This window comes from Amycolatopsis marina, from assembly GCF_900111885.1.
In the GTDB taxonomy this organism is placed as follows: domain Bacteria; phylum Actinomycetota; class Actinomycetes; order Mycobacteriales; family Pseudonocardiaceae; genus Amycolatopsis; species Amycolatopsis marina.
Map to the genome: position 1 here is coordinate 357,253 of NZ_FOKG01000002.1, position 17,619 is coordinate 374,871.

The following is a 17,619-nucleotide window of genomic DNA, read 5'->3' on the forward strand; positions in this document are numbered from 1 at the left end:
GCAGAAAACTGGTGTCGGCTTGGTTCCCGGACGCGCTGTCAGGCATCGATGGCGTTCCGGTCGACCCTGGCCGCGGACTCGACGAGCCAGTTCCGCCTCGGTTCGACCTTCTCCCCCATCAGCAGTTCGAGCGCCTGCTCCGCCGCCTCGGCGTCGTCCATGGTGATGCGGCGGACGGAGCGGGTCGCCGGGTTCATCGTGGTGTCCCACAGTTCGTCGGCGTCCATCTCGCCGAGCCCCTTGAACCGCGGCACCGGTGTCACGATCTGCTTGCCCGCCTTCTCGAACTCGGCGACCGTTTCCTCCATCTCCCGCTGGGAGAAGGTGAACCTGGTCTCCGGGTTGCGTCCCTTGGTCACGACCTTGTGCAGCGGTGGCATCGCCGCGTACAGCCTGCCCTCCTCGATCACCGGACGCATGTACTTGGCGAACAGGGTGATCAGCAGGGTCCGGATGTGCGAACCGTCCACATCGGCGTCCGCCATCAGGATCACCCTGCCGTAGCGCAACGTCGAGGTGTCGAACGTGCGTCCCGAACCCGCGCCCAGCACCTGCACGATAGAGGCGATTTCGGCGTTCTTGAGCGTGTCCCCCAGGCTCGCCTTCTGCACGTTCAGGATCTTCCCGCGCAGCGGCAGCAACGCCTGGTACTCGGACACCCTCGCCATCCTCGCCGAACCCAGCGCGCTGTCGCCCTCCACGAGGAACAGCTCACTCCGCGAGACCCCGGTGGTACGGCAGTCCACGAGTTTCGGCGGCATCGCCGCGCCCTCCAGCGCGGTTTTGCGCCGGGCCGCGTCCTTCTGCTGCTTCTGCGCGAGGCGCACCCTGCCCGCGTCCACGACCTTCTGCAGGACGGTCTTGGCCTCGGTCTTTGTCCTGCGGTTCTCGGTCCACGCCTTGATGTGGCTCTCCACGACGGTCTGGATGACCTTGGTGATCCCGGCCGTGGACAGCTCGTCCTTGGTCTGTGAGGTGAACTGCGGCTCCGGGATCCGCACGTGGATCACCGCGGTCATCCCCTCGAGAACGTCCTCGAGGGTGGGCGGGTCCTCCTTGGGCTTGAGCAGTCCCCTGGTCTTGGAGATGGCATCCTGAACGGCTTTCAGCACGGCACGGTCGAACCCCTTGCGGTGCGTGCCACCGTGCACGTTGCGGATCGTGTTCGTGAACGACTCGACGGTGCGCTCGTACCCGGTGCCCCACCGGAGCGCGACCTCGACCTCGGCCTTTCGCTCTACTTTGGACCGCATGACACCGTTCTCGTCGGCCGCGTTCTCCCGGTAGGTTCCCTCGCCGGTGGCGATGAGGATTCCCGAGACCGGCTTGTCCGATGCCGGGGTGAGGAAGTCGACCATGTCGGCCAGGCCGTTCGGGAAGTGGAACGTCTCCTCCCCGATCTCGCTGTCCACGGCGTGCCGTAGCACGTAGGTGACGCCGGGTACGAGGAACGCGGTGTGCCGCAGCTTCGACCGCACCTCGTCGACGTCGAGTCCCGCGCCTGCCTCGAAGTAGCGGGAGTCGTACCAGTAGCGGATGGAAGTACCGGTGGACTCGCCCCGCTTCAGCTTCCGGACCACCCGCAGCCCGGACTGGCGGGTGAACTTCGCCTTCGGTCCCGGCCCGTCGAAGACACCGGGAATTCCGTGCGCGAAGGACATCTCGTGGACCTTGCCGTCGCGTTTCACGGTGACGTCGAACCGGTGCGACAGGGCGTTGACCGCGGACGCGCCGACGCCGTGCAGCCCGCCCGAGGTCTTGTAGCCCGAGCCGCCGAACTTGCCACCCGCGTGCAGGCGGGTCAGCACGAGTTCCACGCCGGAGAGGCCGGACTTCGCGTGCACGCCGGTCGGGATGCCACGGCCGTCGTCGTCCACCTGGACACTGCCGTCGGCGTGCAGGGTCACCACGACGCGGGTGGCGTGCCCGGCAACACCCTCGTCGGTGGAGTTGTCCACCACCTCGGCGAAAAGGTGGTTGATGCCCCGGCTCGCGGTGGACCCGATGTACATGCCGGGCCGCTTCCGGACGGCTTCCAACCCCTCGAGGTGAGTCAGGTCATCGGCCCCGTAGAGGGTCTCAGCAGAAGCAGTCACAGGGTCGCTCTCCCAGATCGTGGTGTGCGGGTGGGCCGTCGCGACAGGCCCACCGGTGGCGTCGAACCGGCGCCTCACCGTACTGGAGGGTATCCGAACCCACTGACAGCCTGGTGTTGAACTGGAGCTACATGGTGTTGGTGCCCAAACGTAACGCGCGCGGCGCGGCCCACGAGCGTCGAGGCGGGGCGCAGGAATCGGGATAGTGAGTGTCGACGGAAAGTCGAAGCCCCGCCAAGTCGATCGTGACGCGCGTTTGCCAACAGAAGGGCCATTCGCGGCTGGCAGGCGGGTGATTGACAAACCGGACATCGGGTATTCCCCGTGGCAACAGCAGTGACGCCGGGAGGAAGCGATGTCGCATCTGAGTGAGCAAGAGCGCAGAATGCTGGAAACGATCGACCGGCAGTTGTGTGACGACGACCCGGAGCTTGCCCGGTCCTTCGAGAAGATCGAACGCAGCGGCAGGCGCCGGTGGCCGTGGATCACCGGTCTGTCCGTGTTCCTGCCGATGTTCGTCGTGGGCATGATCGCCGCGATACCCATGCTCGCCGCGCTCGGTGCCATGGGCTCGGCGGTGGCGCTGGCCGTCCGGTTCGTGTCCCGCAGTTACCAAGAAGAAGACGAACGTCGCGAACGCGGGGACGACAGCGGGTTCAGCGGCCTCAGGCCGGAGTGAGGGTGCACCTCAGTGAGAAGTTGTCGATCGTCGCGGGCAGCCGGTCGGGCCTGAGCTCCGGACCTGCCCGCACCGCGATGTCGTGGCTCCTGAGCAACTCCCCCAGCAGTGTGCTCACAACGAACAGCACGAGGTTGCGCCCGGGGCACTCGGCGGGGCCCGCACTGAACGGCACCAGGGCCGGGTACTCGTCGACCCGCCCGTCCAACCAGATGTCCGGGTCGAACCGGTCGGCGAAGTGCAGCTGCGCGCTGTCGCGGTGGAAGTACGGACAGTAGACGAGGACGGTGCTGCCGGCTGCCAGTGAGCCGGTGCCCCACCGGGTTTCGCCGGTGGTCCGCCTGAGCAACAGCGGTGTCGTCGGCCAGAGGCGGACGGTGTCGAGTGCGCATGCGCGCAGGAACGGGAGTTGCTGCGCGCCGCGGCGCCGCGGAGCCAGTTCCGCCCTGGCCCGTTCCGCGTGGTCCGGGTGCGTGGCCAGCAACGCCAACGCCCGCATCGTGACCATGCCCGCCGCGTCGAACGCGAACAACCAGTGTGCGACCTGGTCGCCTGCGTCGCCCCCGTCGACCGTCCCCGTCGTCCCCGCCGTCTCCGCCGTCTCCGAGGCGAGCACCGCGGCGAGGCTGTCCGGCTCGGCACGGTCGAGATGCCGGTGAAGCAGCCGCTCGAAGTGTTCCCGCGTGCGCGTCCGGCGTGGCCGCAGGTAGGCCCAGTTGGCGTCCCTGCGCAGCACCGTGAGCACGTCGGTGACCTCGTGGTCGGTGCGAGCGCCGTCCCCGAGGACGACCCGCCGCACCACGCGCCACCACATGCGGTTGAAACCGTCCCAGTCCAGTTCCCGCGGCGTCGACCGGTCGCCCAGCAGTTCGTCCACCTCCTCGCGGACGACGTCGGTCACCGGGTCGGCCAGCTCGTGCAAGGGGCGCTCGGTTTGCAGCACCGACTCGTTGAGCGAGCGCCGGGCGGCGCGCTCCGCACCCGTCGAGATCAGCACGCCGTGTGGCTGGAAGTGCCCCAGCGCGGCCGCTTTCTCGATACTGGCCGGGCTGAAGGGCGATGGGGAGCCATGCAGGATCCGGCCGACAGCATCGGGGGCGAGGGGCAGTGCGATGGAGCGGCCCGGAACCGGCAGCGTCAGCAGTACGTCCCCGTACTTGCGGCGCAACCGCTGAAACAGCGCGATCGGCCGCCGGTCGACCTGGAGCCATTCGGCTCCGCGCAGCAGCGCGGGGCGCCGCTTGATCACCCCTGTGGCGAGCGTCGGCAAGACGACGGTCGCCGCGAGGCGCGCGGTGTCCGCCACACTCGACTTCGCGATCTGTCCGCCCTCCCCCTGTGCCATGCGGTCCCTTCCACGTTTCTGCCCTGTTCCGCCTCCAGGGGATACCCGGCAACGGACCGTCGAAAACGGACCTGGCACCGTTTCCGGTTTGCCGCGGAGAAGCAGAGGTACTCCTCGACGCATGTGGTTGCTGCGATTGCCTGGGGTGTACCGGCCGCAGGCCGACACCTGGCTGCTCACCAGAGCACTGAGGGAAGCCCACGTGGGTCCCGGTGCGCATGTCCTCGACCTGTGCACCGGGACCGGGGCGGTGGCCGTGTCCGCCGCACGGCTCGGTGCACGCCGGGTCTCCGCCGTGGACACCAGCAGGAGGGCGGTGTGGAGCGCGCGGTGCAACGCTCGCCTGCGCGGCCTCCCGGTCCGCGCCCAGCGTCGAGACGTCCTGGCCAAGCCCGCGCTGGGAGGTTTCGACGTCGTGCTGGCCAACCCGCCCTACGTCCCGCGCAGGCCGGGCGGCGGGTCCGGTTCCCGCTCCGCCCGCGCATGGGACGCCGGTCCGGACGGGCGCCGGTTCGTGGACCTGCTCTGCGGCGCGGCCCCGGCCCTGCTGGCGAAGGGCGGCACGATGCTGATGGTGCACTCCTCGCTGTGCGGGGTCGACGGGACGCTCAGGAGCCTGCGCGATGCCGCGTTGAAAGCCTCCGTCGTCGCCCGTTCCGTCGAGCCGTTCGGGCCGGTGCTCACCGAACGGATCGACTACCTGCAGGAAGCCGGGTTGATCGAGCCCGGACAGCGACATGAGGAACTGGTGGTCATCCGTGCCGACCGCACCGAACGGCCCCGCTGACCGCGAACCGCGGCGGGTTCGCATCGTTCCCGGTGGCCCCATCCTCGTGGAGGGCCCCGTGGAGCTGCTCACTCCGGACGGGGACACGGTCACCTCGGACCGTTTCCTGGTCGCGATCTGCGCCTGCAGGCGGAGCAAACGTTTCCCGTTCTGCGACACCAGTCACCGCAAACGCGTGCGCTCCGGTGCGGAACGCCCGGATCAGCCGGTTCGCGCCGCAACCAGCCCGGACTGATAGGCGAAGACCACGAGCTGGGCCCGATCCCGGGCCCGCAGTTTGGTCATCGCCCTGCTCACGTGGGTCTTCACGGTCATCGGGCTGAGCACCATCTGTTCGGCGATCTCGTCGTTGCTGAGCCCGTGCGCGACCTTGGCGACCACCTCGCGCTCCCGTCTGGTGAGCAACTCGAGGCCGGCGGAGGAGAGGATGTCGGGCGGCCGGGCGACGAATTCGCTGATCAGCCGCCGCGTGACGGCGGGTGAGAGCAGGGCGTCACCGCGTACCGCGACCCGCAGTGCCTGCAGCAGGTCCGCGGGCTCGGTGTCCTTGACCAGGAATCCCGAGGCACCCGCGCGCAGCGCGTTGAAGACGTACTCGTCCAGCCCGTAGTTGGTCAGGATGACCACGTGTACGTCGGTCAGCCGGTCGTCGCGCACGATCCGCCGGGTGGCCTCGATCCCGTCCATCACCGGCATCTGCACGTCCATCAGCACGATGTCCGGCCGATGTTCGACGGCGAGATCCAGGCCCTCGCGACCGGTGCCGCCCTCGGCGATCACGTCGATGTCGTCCTCCGCGTCGAGGAGCGCCCGGATGCCGGTCCGGATGAGGACCTGGTCGTCGACCAGCACGACCCTGATCACGTGGTGCCCGGTATCGGCAGTTCGGCCTGGACGGAGAATCCCCGGGTGGCTCGTGGCTCGGCACTTAACTCCCCGCCGAGCGCCGTGACCCGTTCCCGCATCCCGATCAGCCCGTGGCCGGGCACCGGTGGCCGCTGCGAAGCGCGACCGTCGTCGTCGATCCGAACCGTCAGGGTGCGGGGACCGTAGGTCAGCCGGATCGAGGCGGTCGCGGGGCCCGCGTGCCTGCCGACATTGGTCAACGCCTCCTGCACGACCCGGTACGCCGCCTGATCGACCTCGGGAGGCAGCACCCGGGCCTCGCCCTCCACGGTGACCGTGGTGGCGAGACCGGAGGCCTCGGCTCGCCGCACCAGAGCCGGAATCCGGTCGAGTCCGTTGCCATTGCCGTTGCCGTCCTGGTCCCGGCGCAGCACGTCCAGCGTCGACCGCAGCTCCCGCACCGCGTCGCTGCTGGCCTCCTGGATCGCGAGCAGCGCGTCCGGCGGTTCCGCACCGTGCTTGCGGGCGAGGTGCGCCGCGACGCCTGCCTGGACCTTGATCACGGAGATGCTGTGCGTGAGCGAGTCGTGCAACTCCCGCGCGATGTGCAGCCGTTCCTCGACCGCCCGGCGGCGAGCCACCTCCTCACGGGTGCGTTCCGCCTCCTCCGCGCGGTTCTCGACCTCGCGGACATACGCTCGCCACTGCAGGAACGCCAGCGCGGTGATCCCGATGGAGACGAGCCAGCCGGTGGCGTAGAACCTCCGCCATCCGCGATCAGTGCGCATGCGGCGAGCCTATTGCGCTTGCCCTGTCCCCTGCATCCTCCCGCCGGAGTACTTCCCCGCTACTTCCCGCGCCGTACGCCCCCTTTCGGACACCCCCGCGCCCAGCAGTCCCAAGAGACGTCCGGGAGACGACGAAATCCGCGCCCGATCCGCGCAGGCTCCATGAGGTGGAAAGCAACGTTTTCCGCAGCCAACCCCTACATGTGAGGAGCGACAAGTGAACCAGAAGCTGCCGAGAAGCCACCTGGGGAGCATGGTCCTGCTGCCGGAGGACGACGGGTACGCGGAGGCCGCCAGGACGTTCTCGACGACGGGGACGCCTGCGCTGATCGTGCGGCCGAGGGACGCACACGAGGTGTCCGCCGCGATCCGCTACGCCAGACACCAGGACCTGGCCGTGTCCGTCAGATCGGGTGGTCACAGCGTGCTCGGGCACAGCGCGGGCGTCGGCGGTATGACACTGGACCTACGGCGTCTCGACGCCGTCACGATGATCGATGACGGCGAGCGGATCGTGCGGATCGGCGCGGGCGCGGACTGGGGCCGGGTCGCTGCCTTCCTCGAACCGTACGGCCTCGCGCTGACCGCAGGAGACCACGCTCGTGTCGGCGTGGGCGGGCTGACAGTCGGCGGCGGCATCGGCTGGCTGGTCCGCAAGCACGGTCTCGCCATCGACAACCTGCTCGCGGCCAGGGTGGTGACGGCCGATGGACGGTTGCTCGTCGCGAGCGAAGACGAGAACGAGGATCTGTTCTGGGCGATTCGTGGCGGGGGCGGGAACTTCGGTGTCGTGGTCAGTTTCGACTTCGCTGCCCAGCCGGTCACCACGGTCCACTACGGAACGGTCACCTACCAGGGAGACGACGTCGTCTCCCTGCTCAGGGGCTGGCGTGACCACATGCGATCGGCCCAGGACGAACTCAGCAGCACCCTCGTCCTGACGCCGAAGCTGTTCGGGATGCCGGAATCCGTCATGCTCCTGCTCTGTTACTCCGGGAACGACTCGGCTGCTGCCGCCGAGGCGATCGACCCGTTGCTGGGTCTGGGCACGGTGACCGGCAAGCAGATCTCCGCGACCCGGTACGTGGACATCCTCGAGAAGGAGGCGGAGCTCCCGCCCGGTGTGCGGATCGCGGCGCGCAACAGTCTGGTCCGGTCCCTCGGCGACGAGGTGCTCGCCGCGATCGCCGGCACTCACGGGAGCAACACGTCCACCGTGCTCAGTCTGCGGAGTCTCGGCGGTGCGTTCGCGCGCGTCCCGGCGGACGCGACGGCGTTCGCCCACCGCGACGCCGAGGCGATGATCGTCGCCACCGCCTTCCTCGAGGAGGGCGCGACCGAGGCGGAGGTCGAGAAGGCGCTCACCCCGTGGCAGGCCGTCGCGGCCCATGGATCGGGCGTCTACGGCAACTTCCAGGGCTCGGAGACCGCAGCGGATCTGGCGGCGATCTACCCGCCCGCGACCTACGCGCGCCTCGCCGCGGCGAAGCAGACCTACGACCCCGCCAACGTGTTCCACCGCAACCACAACATCGCGCCCAGCGGCGCGGTGCGAACGGAGGGCATCGCATGAGTTATGCGTTCGAAGTCGAAGGGCTGGTGAAGAAGTTCGGCCGGACGACGGCGCTGGCTGGCATCGACCTGCACGCGCGCCCGGGCTCGGTACTGGGGGTACTCGGCCCCAACGGAGCAGGAAAAACTACGGCCATCCGCATCCTCGCCACGTTGGTGCGACCCGACAGGGGACGGGCAACGGTCTGTGGCCTCGACGTCGTCCGCGACGCCGCGCGCGTCCGCAGGATCGTCGGACTCACCGGCCAGTACGCGACCGTCGACGAAGACCTCACCGGGACCGAGAACCTCGTGCTCATCGGCAAACTGCTGGACCTCACCGGTGCGCGCGCGACGGCTCGCGCGTCCGATCTGCTCGACCGGTTCGGGCTGGCCGATGCGGCAGGCCGCCGGGCTTCCACCTACTCCGGCGGCATGCGTCGCAGACTCGATCTCGCCGCCAGTCTCGTCGGCGACCCGCAGGTCGTCTTCCTGGACGAGCCGACGACAGGGCTGGATCCCGGCAAACGCGAGGACCTGTGGCAGACGATCCGCGCGCTCGCCGACGGCGGAGCCACCGTCCTGCTCACGACCCAGTACATGGAGGAGGCCGACGCGCTCGCCGACGAGATCACGGTGATCGACCACGGCCGGGTCATCGCGCACGACACCCCGGCGGGACTCAAACAGTTGGTGGGCGGGCAGACCGTCGTCGTACGCCCGAAGGATCCGGCGCAGCTCGGCACGGCCGCTGAGGTCGCGACCCGGACGACCGGTCGCACGATCGAGCGGGCGCACGGTGGCGTGCTCACCGTGCCGGTCGACGGCGAGCACGCCTTCACGGAGATCGTGCGGGGTCTCGACGCGGCGGGCGTCGCCGTCGCGGAACTCGCGCTCCGGCTGCCGAGCCTCGACGAGGTCTTCTTCAGCCTCACCGGACATCGCACGGATGAGACCCAGTGACTTCTATGAACGTGCGACCGCAATCGCGTGGCCAGGGCTCCGTTCCCAACGCCCGGCACGTCATCACCAGTCGGAGCCCTACCCCCACGATTGCGGGCCTTCGGCGAGCACGTTCCGTCGCATCACCTCGACATGGCGAAGCAACTTCTCGGATCTGGTAGGAGACCGCATGACCTCGACGTACAGCCCAAGCGCTACCACCCGGCGCGACACGACCGACGTGCGGCAGCGGTCGTGGGCCCTTGCCCGGCACAGCCTGGCCCTCGCCGGCCGGAGTTTGGTCAAGACCCGGCGCAACCCGGGTCTGCTGATGGACGCGCTGATCCTGCCGATCATGTTCCTGCTGCTGTTCGTCTATCTGTTCGGCGGAGCGGTCACGGGCTCCACTGAGGAGTACCTGCGGTACCTCTTCCCCGGAATTCTGGTGCTGACGACCGTGCTCGCCGGGCAGGTCGCCACCGGACTCAACATCGTGATCGATATGCAGAAGGGCGTCTTCGACCGGTTCCGCAGCCTGCCGATCAGCCGGTCCGCCCCGCTGATCGGCTCGGTCCTCGGCGACACGCTCCGCTACCTCATCACGGTCGTGGTGCTGTTCGGCTTTGGCTTTCTGCTCGGCTTCCGGATCGACACCGGTCTACTGCCCGCACTGGGTGCGGCCGCGCTGGCGATCGGCTTCGGCTTCTCGTTGAGCTGGCTGACCGTGCTCGTGGCGGTGCTGCTCAGGAGCGAGACGATGGTGTCCACCGTGGGTTTCCTGCTCCCCTTCCCGCTGGTGTTCGGCACGAGCATGGTCGCCCCGGCCGAAACGATGCCCGGGTGGCTGCAGGCCTGGATCGACGTCAATCCGGTGAGTCACGCGATCGAGGCGAGCCAGGGACTGCTGCTGGGCGGGCCGGTGGCCGGGCCGGTCAGCATGACGCTGTTGTGGAGCGCGATCTTCCTTGCCGTGTTCGGCAGCCTGGCGGTCTGGGCCTACCGGCGCCGGGTCTGACTGCCTGTTGGCGAACGCGCGTCACGATCGATGTGGTCAAGATGGCGGTGCGGAGCGCCTCAGTCTGGGTGGCGGTGGGAGACGGGTGGGCGGGGCTCGGACCCACGCACGAATACTCACCACCACGGGTTGTACGCCCCGACTCGCCGATCGTGGGCTTCGCCGCGCGCGTTCTGGGGGCAGCACCGCTAGTTCGCCGACAGGCTCTGACCGTGGTGCCGGCGCAGCGAGGTGCGATCCCGCGCCCAGCTGCCGAGCAGGTGCTCCGCAAGGCGGTCCTCCAGGAAACCGGTGGCCTGGACGCCGAACACCACGTCGGCGGCCAGCTCCGGTTCCCTGGCCAGCAGGTCCCCGATCACATCGTGGCGCAGCACCTGCTCGTGCACGGCGTCGGCCTCGATGTGTTCGGTGAAGAAGTACCGGCAGGCCGCTGGCGCACCGAGCCGTTCGAGCGCGGCGTCCATCCGCCGCGCGCTCGGCGCGGTGGTGATCTCTGCGGCGGCGAAGTGCCCGACCAGCGCCCCGCGTAACCGCCGGTGCAGACCGAACAACGACATCATGTTGACCGGCGCGAGGCCGACGGCGGGCACCAGGTCCAGGTAGTGCAGGTAGCCCGGCGAAAGATCGGCCGCTGCGAGCAGGTCGGCGAACAGCTGGGCGTGCACCTGTTCCCCACGGCCACCGCCGAACTCGTCGTACTCCACGGCCACCAGCGCCGCTTTCGCCGTTCCGCGCAGGCGCGGGATGACCCAGGCGTGCGGGTCGGCCTCCTTGAGGTGGTAGATCGAACGGTGGATGAAGTACTCACGCATCTGCCACCAGGTGCCGTGGTCCCGCAGGTAGTCGCTCACCCCTGCCCCGTCGACCGGCTCCACCAGCAGCTCGTCCAACACACCCTCGACGTCGCTGGACCCGCCGCCTCCCGCGATCCCGACGCGCAGCGCGGCGAGGAACGACCGTTCCATCGCGCCGCGCAGGCGCAACAGTTCGGGGTCCCACTCCCAGTCGGGGTCGACGCCGTCGAAGCCCTGGTAGTGCAGCTCATAACAGACCTGGAGGGCGAGCTGCAGGTCCTCGCCGAGCGGGTCCGCCGACCCGACCTCCGCGAGGTCGAACACCTCCCCCACGGCACCGCGCTCGTCCTCGCGCAGTGCGCCGAGTACGGCCGCGGAGAGCGGGCCGCGCGCTGCGGGCAACGCGGCACCGGCCACGGGAACAGCTGTCGCATCGGGCTGGGCAGTCATCGATCACCTCCGTCGTTCCGCGACCGGGTACCCGCTGCCGACTGCTCCCACCCCTCGCCGGAGTGTCCTGCCGTTTCCGCCGCCAGCATCCGCACAGCGGCGGGGATCCCGTAACGGGCCGCTGCTCGCCGCTGCCGCTCCGCACCGGTCCCGTGTGCCCGGATCAGGGCCAGTACTCGCCGCACACTCGACAGGTCACCGGTTTCCTCGAGTGCCGGTCGTACTCGGTGCAGCAGGTCACGCAGCAGCTGTACGGCCGGTACCCGGCGGGCACGGAGCATGTCCACACCGTCGCCCTCGAGACCATGACGTGCCGCCGACCACACCGCGGCCGCGGCCACCTGCTCACCTGGTCGCGGAGCCGGGGCTCCGCGCTCCACGTCGAGCACCGTCGTCCGGACGAGTGCCCTCGTCAGCAACGCGAACAGGACCGCCTCGTCGACCGTGCCGGCCGTGTCGGCGACGCGGAACTCGATCGTCGGCAGCGTCGGCGAGGGCCGGACCAGCCAGAAGCTCATCCGCTCGTCCACGAGCACTCCGCACTCCACCAGGCGGGCCACCTCGGCATCGTGGTCGGCGCGGTCGGCGAAGTAGGGCGGGACTCCCGAGCCGGGAAAGCGCGATTGCTGCACCATCCGCCAGCTGCCGAAGCCGGTGTCCCTGCCTTCCCACAGTGGCGAATTCACCGAGAGCGCGAGCAGGGTCGGAATCCACGGCCGCAGCCGGTTGACGACGGCGACCGCGAGTTCCGGATCGGGCACACCCACATGAACGTGACATCCGCAGGCCTCGTAGTCGGCCACCATTCCCGCATACAGGTAATCGATGCGGGCGAAGCGCTCGGAAGGTTCGTCCACAACGGACTGGAAGGACAAGGGCGGCGTGCCGGAGGCCACCAGCAGCGCGTCGACGGCAGTGGCCTGTTCCACGAGCCAGTTGCGCGCCGCGAGCAGGTGCGCACGCAGGTCCGCCTCCCCCGCGCAGACGCCGGTGGCCGCCTCCACCTGGGTTTCCCGCAGTTCCGCGTGCAGCAAGGCGCCGTCCGGAAGGCCGACCGGCGGCCTGGCCAGGATCTTCGGCCCCGCGGCGAGAGTACGGCCGGAGTCCGGCTCGGCCACCAGGAACTCCTCCTCCACCCCGACGGTGTGCCCGGCGGCCACAGTCGGGCCGGTCACAGCCGAGGGAGTGGCCTGGTGGCCGGTCCGTGGATCACGGACCCGTCGACACCGAACCGCGAGGCGTGGCACGGGCAATCCCAGGTCTTCTCCGCGTTGTTGAACGCGACGACGCAGCCGAGGTGGGTGCAGTTCGCCCCGACCTTGTGCAACGTGCCCTCGTCGTCGCGATAGGCAGCGACGGGGCGGACCCCGGAAGTCGTCACGGTCGCGGTTCCGGCCGGGAGGTCGTCGAGGTCGGTGCGGTCGACGGCGGCACGCAGGTGGTCACCGACAAAGTGCTTGCCAACCTTGCCGTTGGCCTTCGCCAGTTCCACCGCACCACGGGCATCCATCCGATTCGGGTCGTACAGCGCGGCGGACGCGTTCTCGTTGCCGAGTATCAGATCACATAGCAGGTGACCCGCGGCCGTACCGCCGCTCATCCCCCACTGGCCGAATCCGGTTGCCACCCACAGGTGCTTTGCCGTCGGATGGTACCCGCCGACGTACGGCACTGAATCCACAGTAGACATATCGTGCGCGGACCATCGGTGGGTAACGGTCCGCACCGCGGCGTGTTCCCTCGCCCATGCCGCGAGGGCACGGTAACGGGCTTCTACATCGATCCGCTCACCCGTCCGGTAGTGCTCGCCGAGGACGATCGCCATCGGGCCCGTCTCCGACTCGTAGCCGCGTACCGAGTGCTTGGTCGCCGAGTCCAGGTACATGCCGGATATCCGGTCCTTCTCGGACTTCACCGGACCGGAGACGACGAGATCGCGCGTCGGTTCCAGCCTCGCGAAGAACAGTCCACGGTCCAGGATCGGGTAGTGCGTCGCGACGACGACGTCGCGCGCACGCACCGTGCCGTGGGTGGTCCGCACCTGCTGGACGCCCCGTTCGTCCACGCCCTGTGCTCGCACGCCTTCGACGATCATCCCGCCTGCGCGCTCCACCTCCTCGGCAAGACCAAGCAGCCAGCGGCGGGGGTGGAACTGCGCCTGGCCGGTGAAGCGGACGGCGCCCACCGAAGGCACCGCGAGCCCGATGTCGTCGGCGAACGAAGCGGGCAGACCCGCGGCGCAGGCCGCGTCGACCTCCTTGCGCAACTGGTCCAACTGCTCACGGCTGCCGGTGTGGACGAAGCTGTCCCTGCGGCTGAACCCGCAGGCGATCTCCAGTTCGGTCGCGGTGCGCTCGACCCAGTCGATCGCGGCGGACTGGGTCCGCGCGTAAAGGGCAGCGGCGGCAGCTCCCTTGCGTTCGGTCAGCGAGTGGTACTTGAGCCCGTGCTGCGCACTGAGCTTCGCCGACGTGTGGCCGGAGACACCGCCCGCGACCTCGCCCGCCTCGAGAACCAGCACCGACCGGCCTGCCCGCGCGAGCAGGAACGCCGTGGTCAGCCCGGCGATTCCGGCGCCGAGCACGGCCACCTCGACCTCGGTGGGCAACGCCCGTCCGCGCCGGTCCGGGGCCGGCGCGGTCTCCACCCACAGGGACCGTGGCGCAGGAAGGCCAGCGGTGTCCGTATTGCCCGAAGTGATCTGCTCGTCGCCGATTTCGCTGCCGCTCATGCTGCTGTAGGTGCCCCGCTCGTGGGCCGGCAAAACGTCGGAAGGGTTTTAGCGGGGACCGATTGGGGGACTTGATTGTTGGGGGCGGACAGAGTGAAGGAGCGACAGTGAGCCAGATCGACGTGTTCGTGGTTGGCCTCGACGAGGCCAACATGCGGACGCTCAACGACGTGCCCGACGCCGTGCAGTACCACTTTCACGGCTTACTGAGCATCGAGGAGGTCCAGCACGGAGAGATCCCGATCGCGGATCTCATCCGGAAGGCGGAGAAGGCTCTGGACGACTTCGACGGTGAGATCGGGGCCATCGTCGGATACTGGGACTTCCCGGTGAGCACTCTCGTGCCCATCCTGTGCAAGAGGTACGGCCTGCCGAGTGCCGACCTCGAGGCGATCGTCAAGTGTGAGCACAAGTACTGGAGCAGGCTCGAGCAGGAGAAGGTCATCGAAGAACATCCCAGGTTCGGGATCGTCGACCTGGAGAACCCGCGGGTGCCTGCCGGCATGAACTACCCGATGTGGCTGAAGCCGGTGAAGTCCTTCTCCTCCGAACTGGCCTTCAAGGTGAAGGACGACGCGGACTTCGAGTACGCGACGCGGGAGATGGCCGAGGGCATCGACCGGATCGGGAAGCCGTTCGAGTACATCATGGAGCAGATCGATCTGCCGCCGGAGATCGCGGAGGTCGGCGGGGCCGCCTGCCTCGCGGAGGAGGCGATGTCCGGCCAGCAGGCCGCGTCGGAGGGGTATGTCTACGACGGCGAGGTGGTGGTCTACGGCGTTCTCGACTCGCTGAACTACCCCGGCACCTCCTCCTTCCTGCGCCACCAGTATCCGTCACAGCTGCCGACGCCGATGGTGCGCCGGATCCGGGAGATCTCCGAGAAGGTGGTCAAGCAGCTGGGAATGAACAACTGCACGTTCAGTATCGAGTTCTTCTGCAAGCCGGACTCCGGCGAGATCGGCCTGCTCGAGGTCAATCCGAGGCATTCGCAGTCGCACGCGGAGCTCTTCGAGTTCGTGGACGGTGTGCCCAACCACTACTGCATGCTCAGCGTCGGCCGCGGGCAGGACCCGAACCTGCCCCATCGCAAGGGGCCGTACGAACTGGCCGCGAAGTGGTATCACCGCAGGTTCGGCGACGCACTGGTGACGCGGCTGCCGACCGAGGAGGAGATCGAGGCCCTGCGGGACGAGATCCCCGGCCTGCACATCGACCTCCAGGCCAACGAGGGCGAGCGGCTGTCGAGCCTGCCCGGTCAGGACAGCTACAGCTACGAACTCGCGCACATCTACCTCGGTGCGGACGACGAGAAGGAGCTGGAGCAGAAGTACGACCGCGTGATCGAGAGGCTGCGCTTCGAGTTCGCGGACGAGGAGGAGGAGAAGCGGCCCGCCGTCGAGTGAACCAGCGGCAGTACGCCACCCGGCACACACGTACAGAGGAGGAAACACGGTAAATGCGGACGGTCAGCTCGCTGCCATACGAGATCAAAGAGGACGAGCACGTCTGGATCCCGACGTCAGACGGCACCCGGCTCGCCGCACGAATCTGGCGGCCGTTGTCCTCCGAGGACGAAGCTGTCCCGGCGATCCTGGAGTACATCCCGTATCGGAAGCGGGACCTGACCGCGTGGCGCGACTCGATCCACCACCCGTACATGGCGGGGCACGGGTACGCCTGTGTCCGCGTCGACCTCAGGGGCACCGGCGATTCCGAGGGCGTCCTGCGCGACGAGTACCTGGAGCAGGAGCAACTCGACGCGGAGGACGTCCTGGAATGGATCGCAGGGCAGCCGTGGTGCACGGGACGGACCGGCATGATGGGCATCTCGTGGGGCGGGTTCGCCGCACTGCAACTCGCGGCCCGGAAACCGGCGAGCCTTGGGGCGATCGTCATCTCGTCGTTCACCGACGACCGCTACTCCGACGACATGCACTACATGGGCGGCTGCCTGCTGTCGGACAACCTCGCCGAGGCCGGAACGATGTTCGCGCACAGCACCCTTCCGCCCGACCCGATGCTCGTCGGCGAGCGCTGGCGGGACATGTGGCTGGAGCGGATGGAGAGCGCGGGGCCCTGGATCGACCAGTGGCTCGAACACCAGCACCGCGACGAGTACTGGCAGCACGCCTCGGTGTGCGATAGCTATGACTCGATCTCGGTGCCGGTACTCGCGTCGAGCGGCTGGGCGGACGGTTACTCCAACGCCGTGACACGCCTGCTGGAGAAGCTCGACGTGCCCCGGAGGGGCCTGATCGGTCCCTGGTCACACAAGTACCCGCACCTCGGCGTGCCCGGTCCGGCCATCGGCTACCTGCAAGAAGTGGTGCGCTGGTGGGATCACTGGCTCAAGGACGAGGAGAACGGGGTGATGGACGGCCCGACGCTGCACGCGTGGATGCAGGACAGCGTGCCACCGTCGACCTCGTACGAGAACCGGCCGGGACGGTGGGTCGGCGAGCCGACGCTGCCCTCACCACACATCCAACCCACGGAGTACTCGCTCGCCAGGCACCGGATCGCACTCCCGGAGAGCTCCAATGCCGAGGAGACGCTGACCGTCGAGTCGCCGTTGTCGGTCGGCCAGTTCGCCGGGAAGTGGGCGTCCTACAACGCGCCGCCCGATCTGCCCTACGACCAGCGGGAGGAGGACGGCGGCTCCCTGGTGTTCGACACCGACGCGCTCACCGAGCCGTACGAGATCCTCGGTTCACCGGAGGTCACGCTGGAACTCTCGGTGGACAAGCCGGTCGCGATGGTGGCCGCTCGCCTCTCCGACGTCGCCGAGGACGGGCGGGCCACCCGGGTCACCTACGGGATGCTGAACCTGACTCACTGCGAGAGCCACGAGCAGCCCGAACCACTGGAGCCCGGAAGGCGGTACCGGGTTTCCTTCGAGCTGAACGGAGTCGCCCAGTCGTTCCCGCCCGGTCACAAGATCCGGCTTTCTCTGTCCACATCGTACTGGCCACTGGCGTGGCCGCCGCCGGAACCGGTGCTGCTGTCGGTGTACACCGGGTCGAGTTCGCTGACGCTGCCGAAACGCCCGGTCACCGAATCCGACGAGGCCCCGGCCCGGCCGTTCGGTGAACCCGAGGGCGCCGAACCGATTCCGATGACCCAGGTCCGCCCGAGCGAGCACAAGTGGACCGTCTGCCGTGAACTGACGGACTACAGCTCGGCGCTGGAGATCGTGAAGGACAACGGAACCGTGCACTTCGACGACATCGACCTCGATATCGCGAAGCGGGCCTACGAGAAGTACAGCTGGGTGGCCGACGACTTCGAGTCCCCGACGGGCGAGACGAACTGGACGCTCACGTTCTCCCGTGGTGACTGGACGGTCACCACGGTGACCCGGACCCGCCTGGGCTGCACGAACAGCGACTTCTTCCTGCACGCGCAGATCGACGGCTACGAGGGTGGGCAGCGGACCTACTCGAACAACTGGTCGCGGGTCATCCCGCGGCGCTGTGTCTGAGCGGCCGCTGAGAACCGAGCGACCAGCGTAGACGCATGTACGAACTCGTTTGGTCGATGGCAAGCTGTCCCGGCTCTGATCCGCGGAGTGTCGTACCGCCGCTCTAGTGTC

The 17,619-nt window shown here is 68.6% G+C and carries 15 protein-coding genes; 8 read left to right on the forward strand and 7 right to left on the reverse strand.

Going from position 1 to position 17,619, the window contains the following annotated elements; genetic code table 11:
- Positions 1 to 38 precede the first annotated feature (38 nt).
- Positions 39 to 2,096 (reverse strand): DNA gyrase/topoisomerase IV subunit B, encoded by a 2,058-nt coding sequence (locus BM199_RS05855; RefSeq protein ID WP_091670978.1) that lies wholly within the window; start codon positions 2,094 to 2,096, stop codon positions 39 to 41.
- Positions 2,097 to 2,451: 355 nt separating this feature from the next.
- On the opposite strand from BM199_RS05855, the gene BM199_RS05860 reads away from it, so the two are divergent.
- On the forward strand, positions 2,452 to 2,775 hold the full coding sequence (locus tag BM199_RS05860; protein WP_091670619.1) for a DUF3040 domain-containing protein: 324 nt from the start codon (positions 2,452 to 2,454) through the stop codon (positions 2,773 to 2,775).
- Here BM199_RS05860 and BM199_RS05865 read toward each other — a convergent pair.
- On the reverse strand, positions 2,762 to 4,120 hold the full coding sequence (locus BM199_RS05865) for a cytochrome P450 (protein WP_091670622.1): 1,359 nt from the start codon (positions 4,118 to 4,120) through the stop codon (positions 2,762 to 2,764). The genes BM199_RS05860 and BM199_RS05865 overlap by 14 nt on opposite strands.
- Before the next feature lie 121 nt (positions 4,121 to 4,241).
- Here BM199_RS05865 and BM199_RS05870 point away from each other — a divergent pair, with 121 nt between their 5' ends.
- Both BM199_RS05870 and BM199_RS05875 read left to right on the forward strand, forming a co-directional pair.
- Entirely contained in the window at positions 4,242 to 4,907 is a 666-nt protein-coding gene (locus BM199_RS05870) for a HemK2/MTQ2 family protein methyltransferase (protein WP_091670625.1), read from the forward strand.
- Positions 4,858 to 5,142, forward strand: a complete 285-nt coding sequence (locus BM199_RS05875; RefSeq protein ID WP_091670627.1) for a CDGSH iron-sulfur domain-containing protein — start codon at positions 4,858 to 4,860, stop codon at positions 5,140 to 5,142. Before BM199_RS05870 ends, BM199_RS05875 begins: the two co-directional genes overlap by 50 nt.
- On the opposite strand, the gene BM199_RS05880 is transcribed toward BM199_RS05875, so the two are convergent.
- Positions 5,109 to 5,771, reverse strand: coding sequence for a response regulator (locus tag BM199_RS05880; protein ID WP_091670630.1), 663 nt, complete (start codon positions 5,769 to 5,771; stop codon positions 5,109 to 5,111). The genes BM199_RS05875 and BM199_RS05880 overlap by 34 nt on opposite strands.
- Complete coding sequence (locus tag BM199_RS05885; protein ID WP_091670633.1) at positions 5,768 to 6,541, reverse strand: sensor histidine kinase; 774 nt, start codon at positions 6,539 to 6,541, stop codon at positions 5,768 to 5,770. Before BM199_RS05885 ends, BM199_RS05880 begins: the two co-directional genes overlap by 4 nt.
- Positions 6,542 to 6,758: 217 nt before the next feature.
- Here BM199_RS05885 and BM199_RS05890 point away from each other — a divergent pair, with 217 nt between their 5' ends.
- The 3 genes from BM199_RS05890 (at position 6,759) to BM199_RS05900 (ending at position 10,049) form a co-directional block, all read left to right on the forward strand.
- A complete protein-coding gene (locus tag BM199_RS05890) occupies positions 6,759 to 8,114 on the forward strand; it encodes an FAD-binding oxidoreductase (protein WP_091670636.1) in 1,356 nt (451 codons plus the stop codon).
- Positions 8,111 to 9,055, forward strand: coding sequence for an ATP-binding cassette domain-containing protein (locus BM199_RS05895; RefSeq protein ID WP_091670639.1), 945 nt, complete (start codon positions 8,111 to 8,113; stop codon positions 9,053 to 9,055). The genes BM199_RS05890 and BM199_RS05895 overlap by 4 nt, the downstream gene beginning before the upstream one ends.
- Before the next feature lie 169 nt (positions 9,056 to 9,224).
- On the forward strand, positions 9,225 to 10,049 hold the full coding sequence (locus tag BM199_RS05900) for an ABC transporter permease (RefSeq protein WP_091670641.1): 825 nt from the start codon (positions 9,225 to 9,227) through the stop codon (positions 10,047 to 10,049).
- Positions 10,050 to 10,237: 188 nt separating this feature from the next.
- On the opposite strand, the gene BM199_RS05905 is transcribed toward BM199_RS05900, so the two are convergent.
- Genes BM199_RS05905 through BM199_RS05915 form a run of 3 tightly spaced genes read right to left on the reverse strand, consistent with a single transcriptional unit; the run spans position 10,238 to position 14,024 of the window.
- On the reverse strand, positions 10,238 to 11,293 hold the full coding sequence (locus BM199_RS05905) for an iron-containing redox enzyme family protein (protein ID WP_091670644.1): 1,056 nt from the start codon (positions 11,291 to 11,293) through the stop codon (positions 10,238 to 10,240).
- Complete coding sequence (locus BM199_RS05910) at positions 11,290 to 12,468, reverse strand: carboxylate-amine ligase (RefSeq protein WP_245788177.1); 1,179 nt, start codon at positions 12,466 to 12,468, stop codon at positions 11,290 to 11,292. The genes BM199_RS05905 and BM199_RS05910 overlap by 4 nt, the downstream gene beginning before the upstream one ends.
- Positions 12,465 to 14,024, reverse strand: coding sequence for an FAD-dependent oxidoreductase (locus tag BM199_RS05915; protein ID WP_091670649.1), 1,560 nt, complete (start codon positions 14,022 to 14,024; stop codon positions 12,465 to 12,467). The genes BM199_RS05910 and BM199_RS05915 overlap by 4 nt, the downstream gene beginning before the upstream one ends.
- Before the next feature lie 152 nt (positions 14,025 to 14,176).
- Here BM199_RS05915 and BM199_RS05920 point away from each other — a divergent pair, with 152 nt between their 5' ends.
- Both BM199_RS05920 and BM199_RS05925 read left to right on the forward strand, forming a co-directional pair.
- The gene (locus tag BM199_RS05920; protein WP_091670981.1) at positions 14,177 to 15,430 is read left to right on the forward strand and encodes an ATP-grasp domain-containing protein; all 1,254 of its coding nucleotides are present in this window, start codon (positions 14,177 to 14,179) and stop codon (positions 15,428 to 15,430) included.
- A 53-nt stretch (positions 15,431 to 15,483) separates the two neighbouring features.
- Positions 15,484 to 17,508, forward strand: coding sequence for a CocE/NonD family hydrolase (locus tag BM199_RS05925; protein ID WP_091670651.1), 2,025 nt, complete (start codon positions 15,484 to 15,486; stop codon positions 17,506 to 17,508).
- Positions 17,509 to 17,619 lie beyond the last annotated feature (111 nt).